Annotated in this window: 11 protein-coding genes; all 11 read right to left on the bottom strand. The window is 34.8% G+C overall.

Annotated features, from left to right (window positions below; translation table 11 throughout):
* Positions 1 to 154: 154 nt before the first annotated feature.
* The 11 genes from ACP3TL_RS13925 to ACP3TL_RS13875 all read right to left on the bottom strand — a co-directional run bounded on the left by ACP3TL_RS13925 (position 155) and on the right by ACP3TL_RS13875 (position 12,768).
* On the bottom strand, positions 155 to 481 hold the full coding sequence (locus tag ACP3TL_RS13925) for a thioredoxin family protein (RefSeq protein WP_069817197.1): 327 nt from the start codon (positions 479 to 481) through the stop codon (positions 155 to 157).
* 179 nt (positions 482 to 660) lie between these two features.
* A complete protein-coding gene (locus tag ACP3TL_RS13920; protein WP_069833197.1) occupies positions 661 to 1,632 on the bottom strand; it encodes a D-cysteine desulfhydrase family protein in 972 nt (323 codons plus the stop codon).
* Positions 1,633 to 1,662: 30 nt separating this feature from the next.
* Entirely contained in the window at positions 1,663 to 2,184 is a 522-nt protein-coding gene (locus tag ACP3TL_RS13915; RefSeq protein ID WP_285325726.1) for a VOC family protein, read from the bottom strand.
* 56 nt (positions 2,185 to 2,240) lie between these two features.
* Positions 2,241 to 2,789: a GNAT family N-acetyltransferase gene (locus tag ACP3TL_RS13910; protein ID WP_069833195.1), complete on the bottom strand. Its 549-nt coding sequence runs from the start codon at positions 2,787 to 2,789 to the stop codon at positions 2,241 to 2,243.
* 179 nt (positions 2,790 to 2,968) lie between these two features.
* Positions 2,969 to 5,002 carry a glucose-specific PTS transporter subunit IIBC gene (ptsG, locus tag ACP3TL_RS13905; RefSeq protein ID WP_285325727.1) on the bottom strand — a complete coding sequence of 678 codons (2,034 nt, stop codon included), beginning with the start codon at positions 5,000 to 5,002 and terminating at the stop codon, positions 2,969 to 2,971.
* Between the two features lie 226 nt (positions 5,003 to 5,228).
* The gene (locus ACP3TL_RS13900; RefSeq protein ID WP_285325728.1) at positions 5,229 to 6,623 is read right to left on the bottom strand and encodes a YfcC family protein; all 1,395 of its coding nucleotides are present in this window, start codon (positions 6,621 to 6,623) and stop codon (positions 5,229 to 5,231) included.
* A gap of 344 nt (positions 6,624 to 6,967) precedes the next feature.
* Positions 6,968 to 9,139 (bottom strand): heavy metal translocating P-type ATPase, encoded by a 2,172-nt coding sequence (locus tag ACP3TL_RS13895; RefSeq protein WP_069833192.1) that lies wholly within the window; start codon positions 9,137 to 9,139, stop codon positions 6,968 to 6,970.
* Positions 9,132 to 9,500 (bottom strand): ArsR/SmtB family transcription factor, encoded by a 369-nt coding sequence (locus tag ACP3TL_RS13890; protein ID WP_069833191.1) that lies wholly within the window; start codon positions 9,498 to 9,500, stop codon positions 9,132 to 9,134. Before ACP3TL_RS13890 ends, ACP3TL_RS13895 begins: the two co-directional genes overlap by 8 nt.
* 359 nt (positions 9,501 to 9,859) lie before the next feature.
* Positions 9,860 to 11,602, bottom strand: coding sequence for a pyruvate oxidase (locus ACP3TL_RS13885; protein WP_069818244.1), 1,743 nt, complete (start codon positions 11,600 to 11,602; stop codon positions 9,860 to 9,862).
* Positions 11,603 to 11,694: 92 nt separating this feature from the next.
* Complete coding sequence (locus ACP3TL_RS13880; protein ID WP_069818243.1) at positions 11,695 to 12,381, bottom strand: LrgB family protein; 687 nt, start codon at positions 12,379 to 12,381, stop codon at positions 11,695 to 11,697.
* Entirely contained in the window at positions 12,382 to 12,768 is a 387-nt protein-coding gene (locus tag ACP3TL_RS13875; protein WP_002511542.1) for a CidA/LrgA family protein, read from the bottom strand.
* Positions 12,769 to 13,076 lie beyond the last annotated feature (308 nt).

The raw sequence follows: 13,076 nt of genomic DNA, 5'->3' as shown, positions 1-13,076 counted from the left end.
CATATTATAATTTTTATACATAAGACACCTCGTTTTAAAGTTATGTTAGAGTAACTTTAAAACGAGGTGTCTTATTTTTGTATTAATTTAAGAATGGCACTGACTTTTTAACCATTCTTGTCTGAAAATAGAAAAAATTACATGCTAAAATGTATTAATCTATACTTTGATACATCAAATTCAACTGATGTTCAAATCGTTGCATATCAATAAAACGACCTTGTCTGTGCATTTCTTTTCCATCTAAATATATTAAATCTACCGGCACAGTAAATATCGATAGTTCACCAGCGATAGCTTCTAAATTGCTTTGATTTATAACGCCTAGTGACACATTAGTGTATTCACCTACAAGTCCTTCTATTTGTGGTAAAACTGCATGACAAACGCTACAATTGTCTCTCATCACATGTATAACCGCTAATTTATGTTTGTTAACAAACGCGTGAAATGATTCTATCGTAGTCAATGTTTGCGTCATTTTAAACACCTTCCTCGTCACACAAATTGTATCTCATTATGAAACATTTTCAGAAGAATAATCAACGAATTTGCTCCAAAATACAATAATATAATATTTAAAAACAGCTCATATCCTTTGAGCAATTGTCCATTTTATATTTTTAAAACATCGCTTTCGACTATTATAGTGTCTACGTTTTATTTTACATCAATTAATTGTTCGATTCGCGTTCTTATTTCTTGTGTATAGCCTTGTAAACCACCTGTATGAATAAACAAAATGCATTGCTGATCATCATAATGACCTTGTTTTATTTCCTCAACAAGTCCTCGAAAAGCTTTTCCAGTATATGTGGGATCTAATATTATTCCTTCTTGTTGCGCGATGTCGATATAAAATTGGAGTTCTTCATCCGTTGCTTGACCATATCCTAAACCAATATATTCGTCGTTGATTAAAATGGATTCAAACGAGGGCGTCTCTTTGTCTAAATCTTTAATAATCTCAATGACTTTATTTTTAAAAGTTTCAGCATTTTTGTTTACAGCATATCCAATGATTTGAGTTTCTAAGTTATTACTCGTTTTGCCAAACCAAAGTCCAGCGTATGTTCCACCAGAACCTACAGCTAAATTAATAGAATCAAACTGAACGCCTAACGTGATTTCTTGTTCTAATATTTCTTCATAAGTATTGATATAACCATGAGCGCCTATCCAATCAGATGCGCCTGCAGGTATTTTAAATGGCGTTTTACCGCCTTCTTCTAATTCTATATACAATGAATCCATTGCTTCTTCTCTTGAAGCATTGGGTTCTATAAGATGTATATGAGCGCCTAACATCGTTGCCAAAAACAAATTTCCTTCATAGTATTTCTTTGTGCCTCTCAATATTAAATGACATTCTATATTATATTGTGCACAGACAGCAGCAGTTGCACGCGCATGATTAGATGTGATTGCTCCAATTGTAATGACTGTATCATAACCGTTATCTAATACATACTGTATTGTATATTCTAACTTCCTTACCTTATTACCTGAAATTTCGGTTCCTGTATAGTCATCTCTTTTAATATAGATGTCTTTACCTAGTGACTGACTTAGTGACTCTAATTTATGAATAGGTGTCTTTAAATTCGCGATATTTAATTTTCTTTGTAACATCATCGATTCCCCTTAGTTAAAGTTTTATATTTATTTTTTAGGTATAAACACTTCAGTTTCACTGTCATCTGGATAATAATAACCCTCAGGAATAGTTTGTAATTCAATTAAACTTCCCCATGGCGTGCGTATATATACGGTTTTATTATTTGCTGTATCTTCATATTTTGTATTACTGTGTGGTTCTGAAATCGGTTTGCCCCCTTCTTGTATCACTCGCTTAAAAGTAGTTTCAAAATCATCTACGTAAAATGAAATATGTGTAAAACCCATATCTTGTAACGATGCTGGACTTTGCTGAGCCGCATCTTTAAATTCAAACATTTCTATATTAGGTCCATTATGAAATACCATCATACGTTTCTTTATAATTTTTGCACCTTTCTCTATATCTAAGACATGTTCTACAAATTCACCTGATCGTGCATCATCGGCTTTTGTTTGACTATCATAGGCTACCTTTCCGTCCAAAGCTTTTTTGAAAAATATAGTTGCAACTTCAATATCTGGTACCGTTAATCCAATATGGTTTATGCCTCTTGTGATATCCATATCCATCCCCTTTCAAATTATTATTTTTAAAACGCGATGAAAGTGTTTAATTTATTTTAGTGAAAGTGTTCTTTTAATAATATATAACGGTTCATATCTCTAAATACTTCTCCATCGAATAGATCTTGATAATCAGTAGCAACAAAAGAAAAGCCAACTTTTTCAGCCACTTTATTGCTTGGTATATTTCGAACATCGGCTAAAATAGTCAATTTATTTAAACCTAATGTTTCAAATGCATAATGACACATATACTTCACGCACGTCGTTGTTATTTGCTTACCTGTATAATCTTCAGCAATCCAATAACCAATTTCTGCTTTGCGATTCTTCGTATCTATTTTATGTAAATCTATGGTGCCTATAAGATCATCTTCATAGTAAATAAGAAATAAGCGACCTGTATTGTCTGCATGCTGTTGAATCATCATTTTCAAATATGCACTTTCGTCTTGGACTGTAACATCTTCCGTAATAAATTCTAGAAATGGTTCTAAGTGTGAAAAATTTTCTTTAATTGTTTGATATAATGCCTCAGCCATATTTGACTCTGGTGGCACAAGTGTTACTTTAGGCATCACTTGCATTGATGGTCTATAGTTCATAATTTCACCCTCATTTTTAATATAATCATAACTCCTATGATATTTATAATTTCAGAATATTTCAACATTTTATCTTAAAAAATAAAAAACAGTTCGAATTTTTATTAATTCGAACTGTTTGAGTTGCTATATAACTACATTATTGCAGTTTCACTTAAAGTTTATATTTTTATGATTATTTAGTCTTGTTTAACTGTCATAATCAATTGTTCTGATTTCACGTCTGTTACTTCAGTTACTTCAAGTGTTCGGTTTTCTAAGTTTGTTAATATCAATGGCGTCACAATACTAGGCGCGTTTGCTTTAATATAGTCTAAATCAACGTGCATTAGCGTTTGTCCTTTTTTAATTGTGTCTCCTGTACTAACCATACTTTCAAAACCAGCACCATCTAATTTAACAGTATCAATACCAATATGGATAAGTAATTCTACACCTTCATCTGACTCAATACCAATGGCGTGTTTGGTAGGGAATATTGTTTTCACCGTACCGTCAAATGGTGCCACAATTTCTCCATCTTCAGGAACAAATCCTACACCATCGCCTATCATTTTTTGAGCGAAAACTTGATCAGGCACTTCTGATAAAGGTATGATTTGACCTTTACCTGGTGAATAAATTTCTACTTCATCCAAATCGTCCATCTGCGTTACTTTATTATCGTCCTCTACTGGCACTGTCGTTTCACTTGGTTTTGTAATTTCACCTTTCATAATCATAGCCATATCATGCTTGATTTGATCGGATTTAGGACCGAATATTGCCTGCATATTATTACCCACTTCAAGCACGCCAGAAGCACCCAATGCTTTCAATCCACCAACATCGACCTTACTCTTCTCTTTTACTTCAACACGTAGGCGTGTGATACAAGCATCAAGATGTTTAATATTCTCTTGACCACCCATTGCATCTAACACTTCAAATGGTAATTCACTTGCTGTTGCAGTAGAAGCTTCAACTTGCTTGTCTTCACGACCAGGCGTTTTGTAATTGAATTTTGTGATTAAGAATCGGAATACAAAGTAATAAATTACTGCGTATACCAGTCCTACTGGAATCACTAGCCACCAACTTGTTTGGTTCGGTAACACACCTAATAATACAAAGTCTATAAAACCACCTGAGAATGTATATCCTAAATGCACATCTAATAGATACATTGTTAAAAACGCTAAACCATCCAATATTGCATGAATAAAGAATAATAATGGCGCTACAAATAAGAATGAGAATTCTAATGGTTCCGTAATACCCGTTAAGAACGAAGTTAAAGCTGCAGAACCCATCAAACCAGCCACAATTTTCTTACTTCCAGGTTTCGCTGTATGATAAATAGCCAAAGAAGCTGCAGGTAAGCCAAACATCATTACTGGGAATTCACCCTGCATAAATTTACCAGCTGTTAAATGACTTCCTTCACGAATTTGTTCTATAAAGATACGTTGGTCACCACGAATAATATCTCCAGCTGCGTTTGTCCATGAACCAAATTCAAACCAAAATGGTGCATGGAAAATGTGATGTAAACCAAACGGTATTAATAAACGTTTGATAAACCCGAATAAGAATACAGATAATCCTGTATTAGAATCAAGTAATCCTTCACTAAATGCATTTAAACCCGTTTGAATATGTGGCCAAATTAAAGCCATCGGGAATGCTAATACAAACGAAGTTAGTGCCATCATAATAGGTACAAAACGTTTACCAGCAAAGAATCCTAAATATGATGGTAATGAAATGTTAAAGAATTTATTATAACACCAAGCAGCAAGCGCCCCAATGATAATACCGCCAAACACCCCTGTTTGTAATGTTGGTATACCTAATACACTCGCATAACCACTCGCAGCATCATTTACGTTATCTGGCGACACATGTAAAAATGCACCCATCGTTTTATTCATAATGATATAGCCGACAAACGCAGCAATAGCTGCAACGCCGTCACCACCAGCTAAACCGATTGCAACACCCATTGCAAATATGATTGGCAAGTTATCAAATATAATACCACCCGCGCCAGCCATCATTTCACCGACACTTTGAATTCCTCCATTTTGTATAAATGGAAGGTATTGTTGTAAGGATTCCCCTTGAATTGCTGTACCAATTGCTAGTAATAAACCAGCGGCTGGTAAAATTGCAACTGGTAACATTAACGCTTTACCAATTCGTTGCAATTGTCCAAAAAACTTTTTAAACATATACAAAACATCCCTTCTCTATCTTTACCGTCAAAACGCACACAAAAAGGCATGAGCAAACAGACTATTCCCGATAGTCGCTTTGTTTGCTCATGCCTGCTTAACCAGTAACACGCAATATGACGATTTCTTTTAATTTAGTATATACTAAGTTAAAAATTTATACAATATCCATTCGCATTCTATTTTTCAAAATGCTATAACTTCTTTTCACTATGACGTGCAATTAGTAACCGATTATTAACGCGATAGACATCCCGATACTACAAATCACGACCCATATCACAATTAATTTCCACGCAAATTTAAGCCATTGTGTGTAAGTAATTTTCCCAACAGCTAATGCGCCCATCAGAATTGCGGACGTTGGGAATAAAACATTACTAATCGCATCGCCATATTGGAAGGCAAGCACAGTAACTTGTCTATTAATGTTTAATAAGTCAGATATAGGCACCATTAAGGGCATTGTTGTTAATGCTTGGCCTGAACCAGATGGTATAAAGAAATTCAAGCAAAATTGTAGTATAAACATTGCTATGATTACCATTGAAGAAGGTATATCTGCTAATAAAGTTGTCATGCCATATACAATTGTATCGATGACTTGACCATTCTCTAAAATTACAATAATACCTTTAGCAAAACCGACAATCATTGCTCCAAATAGTATATCTTTCATACCTTCAATCATTGCATCAAAAGTGCCATTCATCCCTAAGCCACCAATGAAACCTGCTAATAAACCAGCGAGTAAAAAGTTGGCACTCATTTCATTAAACGACCAACCATAAGTAAAAATACCATATACGTTTAATACAATCGCTGCAACAATTAAACCTAGACCCATTGCCTGTCTTTTCGTAAAGCGTGGCGTGGACATTTTAGCTTCCACATCACCTTCTGCTTGTTCCAATTCATAAACAAGACTTTTAGTTTTATCCTTCTTAACTTTTCTTGCATAAAGCATTACTGTCATTATCGCGGCTGCTAAAATAAATAGATAGATGATTGTCCGTAATCCCCAACCTGAAAACATGGGTAATTCAGCTACAGATTGCGCTACACCGACTGTAAATGGATTGAGCATACCACCTATAAATCCACTGGCTGCCCCAAGTATTACCATTGCAGCACCTGTAAGTGCGTCATAACCTAATGTTCGAGCTATAATGATACCGATTGGCACGAAAATAATCGTTTCTTCTGCCAATCCAATAGAAAACCCTAGGATAGAGAAGATAGTCATTGTTAAAGGAATCATAAGTCCTTTATATGTTCCTAATGCTTGCATCGCTTTATTGACACCATTTTCAAATGCGCCTGTCTTATGTACGATACCGAATGCGCCACCTACTAAAAAGATGTAGAATACAATTTCTCCACCACTGATTAATCCTTCAGGTATCGCTCTAAATATATCGAAAAATGATACACCATGTTGTTCAACTTCTTGATAAGATCCTGAAACAACCAAGGTTTGTCCATCTTTTTTCTCACGTTCAAACTCCACCGCCGGTATCAAGTAGGTAAGCAAACTTGAAAAGACAATAATTATTAATAATAATGCATATGTATGTGGCGTTTTAAAACGATTTGATTTGAAAAATGATTTGAACATCACGCTCTTCCTTTCTTCACCCAAACTAACGTCAGTCGCTATTTGTTATTTATATACATATATAGCCTATTTTTTGTGAAATAAGCTTTTCTGTTAATTGTTTTTTTATACAAAACGCCTACTATATATAGACGAGATACAGGGAACCCTGTAATCACTTCTGTTCATATTTTACGCTGTAATTGTATATAAAAAAGCTTAATCTCTCAACATCAAATTTGAGAAATTAAGCTTTTAACTTATATTTAGGGGGAATGGCTTTTCAGCCAAGAGTATGTACTTTCTCGAAAGTGTTCGATAATACTCGCTTTTATTGTTTGACGAAAAAATTGTCTACTTAATTGTTACTCATTTTCTTTAACTCGCATAAGTCTCATACCATTCAATGCCACAAGTAGCGTTGCACCCATATCTGAAAGTATCGCGATCCAAAGCGTTAGCCAGCCCGGAATAACTAAAAGCAATGCGATAATTTTTATTATTATCGCAAAAGTAATATTCGCTTTAATGATATTCAGCGTTTTACGGCTCAGTTTAATCGTAAATGGCAGCTTATTCAAATCATCTCCCATTAATACTACATCTGCCGTCTCAAGTGCTGCATCCGTGCCTGCTCCGCCCATAGCGACACCGACTGTCGAAGCTGCTAAAGCTGGCGCATCATTGACACCATCTCCAACCATAGCCACGCGTTTATATTTGGATTTTAATTGTTTGATTACCTTAAGTTTATCTTCAGGTAGAAGCTCTGCTTTTATATCTGTAACACCAACTTGATTACCAATCGCTCCCGCAGTATTCTGGTTATCACCTGTTAGCATAACAGTATTTTCAACATTTGCCTGATGTAGTTTGTGCAGTGCTTGCTGACTCGTTTCTCGCACTTCATCAGCCACAGCGATTACGGCTTCGACACCTTGATCCGTTCCTACTAGCATCACCGTTTTGCCTTGCTCTTGAAGAGAAGAAATTAAATTTCTAACTTTATTTTCATTGTTTGCAGTTAATAATTCTGAAAACATTTTTGAATTTCCAACGTAAGTCATACGACCATCTATGCTACCTTTTATACCTTTACCTGTAATAGAAGAGAAATCTTCTACAATAATATCTGAATAAGAGATGTGTTCAACATTCGCTTTACTCATAATTGCAGAAGCCAATGGATGTTGGGATCGATATTCTAATGCAGCAATAATGGACAGTATTTCACGTTCATTCACTCGATTATTGATAACTTTGAAATCAGTCACGACTGGAACACCTTTAGTCAAAGTACCAGTTTTATCAAATGCGATTGCTTTCAGTGCTCCGATTTCTTCTAAGTAAATGCCCCCTTTGACAAGTACACCTTTCTTCGCAGCATTACCGATTGCCGATACGATGGCTATTGGTGTAGAAATAACAAGGGCACATGGGCATCCAACCACAAGAACTGCAAGCCCTTGATATACCCATTTATCCCAACTTGCTTCAAAGAATAAGGGCGGCAATACAGTAACCATTGCCGCAATCGCTATGATGACAGGTGTATAGTATTTTGCGAATTTATCTACAAATGCCTGTGACGGTGCACGTTCTGCTTGTGCTTCCTCCACGAGATGTATAATTTTGGATATTGTAGTATCTTCAACTCGTTTTGTAATTTTTACTTCTAGAAATCCTTCTTCATTTAATGTGCCTGCAAACACATCATCATCTTTATACTTTTCAACTGGAACAGATTCACCAGTGATTGCTGATTGATTAATTGATGAGTAGCCATCAATTATAATACCGTCCATCGCAATTTTTTGACCTGGTTTTACAATCATAATGTCACCAACGACAATATCATCAACATGTACAGTCATTTCTTGATTATTACGTTTGATTAAAGCCTTGTTCGGCGCAACATCCATCAATGAAGTAATCGATGCTCTGGCTCGATCCATGGAGAATCGTTCTAATGATTCGCTAATTGAAAATAGAATCACCACAACTGATACCTCTGCCCATTCACCGATAAGGACACCACCTATAACAGCAATTGTCATCAATGTTCTCATATCGAACTCTAATTGAATCAAATTCTTGAGACCAGTTGTTATCATGGAAGCGCCACCAACAATCATTGATGTGATAAATAAAAGCGCCGTTACGATATTTTCATTTCCATTAATAAACATGGAAATGAAACCCAGCGTCATAAATAACGCCGAATAAATCAATGTACTATGTTTCTTATAAAACGGAATCTTTTCTTCTTGTTCATCCTTTGAATTCGAAGTTGTACGTGTTGTGGTTTTTGGTATTACTTTTAAATTTTCAAACGCACCGGCTTTTTCCAATTCCTCAATACTTGCTTCGCCTTGCACAGAGATTTGAGAGGCACCAAAATTAACGCTTGCATCGTGTACATTAGGCAGTTTTTTAACATTAGTTTCAAACTTGCCTGCGCAATTGGCACATGAAAAACCCTGTACTCGATATGTACTCCTTTCTTTATTTGTTACTTTGTCTTGCTGCTCAGACATTAGCGCTCACTTCTTTCCTATGCGTTAACGCCATCATCATAATCTGCTTGATATGTTCATCATCCAGCGAATAGAAAGCCATTTTCCCTTCTTTTCTAAACTTGAGTATTCCTTGTTTATTAAGCATACGAAGATGATGAGAGGCATTTGCGACCGTCACACCTATGATATTTGAGATATCGCATACACATAATTCTTCTTCCTGACATAAAGCATAAGTAATTTTAGCTCTATTTTCATCCGCGATTGCTTTCAAAAGTTGAGAAACACCGGAAATATCTATACTTTGTAAATCATGCTGTACTTTATCAACCTTTTTTTCGTCATAACAGAAAACTTCACACGTTTCATTTTTATTCATATCCTCCAACCTCTCATTAAAGTATATATTTGAATATTATTATACATTCAACTCAATAGTCATTCAAGTGCTCACTTTAATGTATAAGGATATGTAACACTAAAATTTTTATGTAACATACTAAATAAAATTACCACCACTGTTTAATTTAAATATATTATTTTATTTTATTTTCGTTTAAAAAATGGCAGTAATTTGTGCCGACTCTTGCGGGGAAAGCACTAGCCGAAGACTACAGGCTGAGGCTGTGCCCGCGGAAAGCGTGCACAAAAAAGTGCCAACAAAGTCGGAGACTTTGTCGACACTCTGAAAGCTACCAAGCATAAAATTGATTGGTAGCTTTAATATAATATATAAGTTTAGAAGAAACGTTTTACCGCTGTAGACATTGGAGGTAACTCCTCTAGGTCTAATTTTCCATCTTCTGTAATTGATCTAAATGCCCATTTACCATAATTCATTGCTTCATCCATCACAATCTTACCTGGTAAAGGCGCTGCAGTTTCATCAACGTACACATTGACAATTGTTGGACGGTCTTGTGACATTGCATCTTCAACTACTTCATCAATTCTATTTGGATCAGTTAATGTGTAACCAACGCCACCACAACTTTCAGCAAATTTTGCGTAATCAATATCTGTGAAATCAATTGCATATTCTAATTCGCCAGCTGCTTGTTGTTCATATTTAATAAATGAAAGTTGTTGGTTATTTAATACAAAGAATGTCATTGGTAAGTCATATTGTACTGCTGTTGCAAAGTCTTGCATTACCATTTGGAATGCACCATCACCGGCAATACCGACAACTTGACGGTTAGGATATGCAGTTTTAGCAGCAATGGCACCTGGCAATGCACAACCCATTGTACCTAACCAACTAGATACAATAAATTTATTGTTAACTGTTAAGTTTAAATAACGCGTTGACCATACTGTTGACGTACCCACATCAATAGAAAAGATTGCATCGTCTGTTCTCACTTGGTTAATCGCATCCATTAGACGTTCTGGTCTAATTGGCTTACTGTTATCTTCTATATCTTTTGCCATCCATGCATCCCAAGTTGCTTTTCTTTCTAATGTTTTAGTTAAGAAGTCACGCTCTGATACATGTTTAACTGAATCTGTTAATTGTAGCAATGACAATTTACTGTCACCAACAATACCCACATTCACATCGAAACGATGGCCAATATTTTCAGCATTGTTATCAATTTGAATTGCTTTAATATTTTTCTTAGGTAAATAATCCACATAAGGATAGTTCGTACCTATCATGATTAATAGGTCAGCATCTTGTATTGTTTGGTAAGATGTTTTCGTACCGATTTTACCTAGATTACCAATATTATAAGGATGCGCATCTGCTAATAAACCTTTCGCAGGTAGCGTAATAATTGAAGGGATTTTCACCGCTTCAATAAATTGAAGTAGTTCATCTTTGGCATGTTTAGCACCCATACCGACAAGTACTACTGGACGTTTACTTTTATTGATAAGCTTAGTTGCTTTTTTAATACTACGTGGTTTTGGTGTTACACGTGCTGGTGGTGCAGTGTCCACTTTTGTATTTGTTGTATCTTTAACTTTATTTGTTAATAAGTTATTCGGCAAGATTAATACGGCTACACCTTTTTTCTCATATGCAGTACGAATCGCTTCATTGACAATACCAAATATATCTTTGTCATTTTCAGATATTTGACGGTTATAAACTGACACGTCATCAACTAATTTGCTAATATCTGTTTCTTGGAATGCTTTCGTACCTAAAGCCGTGCTATCTGTTTGACCAGCTAAAATAAGTTGAGGTACATTGTCCATTTTTGCATCATACATACCATTAAGTAAGTGAATTACACCAGGACCACCAATACTCAATGCTACCCCAATTTTACCAGTCAATTTTGTATAACTTGAAGCAGTTAGACTTGCTACTTCTTCGTGTCTAACATTAACAAATTTAATATTATTTCTAACTGTTCTTAAACTATCTACGACTGCATCTATAGAATCTCCTGGAATACCATATAAATGATCAATATCCCATGCTTGCAACGCTTTTACTAATGCTTCATTTGCTTTTATTTTTGCCATTTTTAAAATAGCTCCTTTCAAATTTCAATCATTTTAAATCGTTGATTCTTTTGATGTTGTTTTCAGTAAAATATCTAGTTTGTTTTTAAAACTTAATATAATAAGAGGACGAGTATCGGTAAGACAATAGAACTTAATACGGCTGTTAAAATCATGCCGATAGAGCTAAAAGCACCCGACTCACCATCTATTTCAAATGCTTGTGCCGTACCAAATGCATGTGAAGCATTACCGTACGTTAAACCTTTTGCAATAGCGGTCTTAAATCTTCCCACTTTTAATAAATAAGACCCTAATATACTACCAATTAATCCTGTCGCGACGATAAACATAACAGTAATCGTATCTACCCCGCCCAGTTGATTTGAAACTTCTATACCAACTGCGGCAGTCATAGAGCGTGGTAACATCGTCATAATAACTTCTCTTGAATAGCCTAATATTTTCAACAAGCAGAAGATAAATACGAAGTTTAATATCACTGCTGAGAAGACACTACTGAATATGATATTGGCATGTTTTAATATTTTATGACGGTTCTGATATAACGGAAAAGCTAAACAAACCACTGTACAGTTTAATAGATAGTTAATCCATTGACCGCCAACCATATAACCTTGATAATCTACATTAAATAGAAGCAAGATAGCAATAATACCAATAGAAGATATGAGTGCTGGATTTAAAAAAGGGTTTTTAAATTTTTGCTGTAATTTTTTAGCTCCAACATACATAACAATTGTTAAGACAATCATTATCAAACCATTTAAAAGTGTCATCTAATCTTGTCCATTCCCATATTCCGTAGTTCTAACCATTTTCTCCGCTATAAACCCTGAAATTAAAGCAACACAGCAAGTTCCTAAAATAATCATTGCGAAGAATAAAATGAAATTTAAATTAATCTCAGATACGACATCCATGACGCCTACAACGGACGGTACAAAGAAAAATACCATAGTTGTTAAGAAAAAATTCGAACCTTTACTAACCCATTGTGATGGGATAATTTTAAATTGTAGTAAGAGAAAAAATAAGATTAAGCCTACGATGCTTCCTGCAATTGGAATGTGCAGAACACTTTGCAAGACATTTCCAGCATACGTAATAGCCATAATCATTAATATTTGAAATAAAACTCTAACTACCTTTAGTGACATCTGCATTTTTATCCTCCCTTTATCGTCATTTTTATTTGGTGTTTTGTTGATTACATATACTAGTATAAGCCCGTACGTAATATAATAAAAATATTGATTATCAATGAAACCTATTACTTTTATTCATGTAAGCGATTGAGTCTATTATATTTCATTATATTAAATACTAAAATTAAACTTTTAATATTTACCCTTTTCATTCAAAAGTCTTTGTTATCACAACACTTACATGACTTTGTATTTGATTATTTACGTTGTTGTAAACAAAACAAGGGCAGGAAGAAATCAAAATTTGATTTCTTCCTGCCCTCTCA

Source organism: Staphylococcus caseorum (assembly GCF_049943195.1).
Taxonomy (GTDB): domain Bacteria; phylum Bacillota; class Bacilli; order Staphylococcales; family Staphylococcaceae; genus Staphylococcus; species Staphylococcus equorum_A.
Note: the sequence above shows the minus strand (reverse complement) of the source record. Positions and strands in the feature narration are given on the sequence as shown.